This window comes from Pseudomonas sp. SMN11, from assembly GCF_052041945.1.
GTDB lineage: Bacteria > Pseudomonadota > Gammaproteobacteria > Pseudomonadales > Pseudomonadaceae > Aquipseudomonas.
The window spans coordinates 1-210 of sequence record NZ_JBKGGW010000119.1; the positions used below are offsets into that span (position 1 = coordinate 1).

The 210-nt window shown below is 47.6% G+C and carries 1 rRNA gene; it reads right to left on the reverse strand.

Features of this window, described 5'->3' with window-relative positions:
- Positions 1 to 25: 25 nt before the first annotated feature.
- Positions 26 to 141, reverse strand: a 5S ribosomal RNA gene (gene rrf / locus ACLEJU_RS28815).
- Positions 142 to 210: the final 69 nt, after the last annotated feature.

Genomic DNA, 210 nt, shown 5'->3' on the forward strand with positions numbered 1-210 from the left:
GCAGATAGGGGTTTTGCGAAATGAATCTTGACGATGACCTACTCTCACATGGGGAAACCCCACACTACCATCGGCGATGCATCGTTTCACTACTGAGTTCGGGATGGGATCAGGTGGTTCCAATGCTCTATGGTCGTCAAGAAATTCTGTAGCCAGAATGTCTGTTGAACACTCTTGGCGAATTCGGATATGCGATATTTGTGGCTCTCT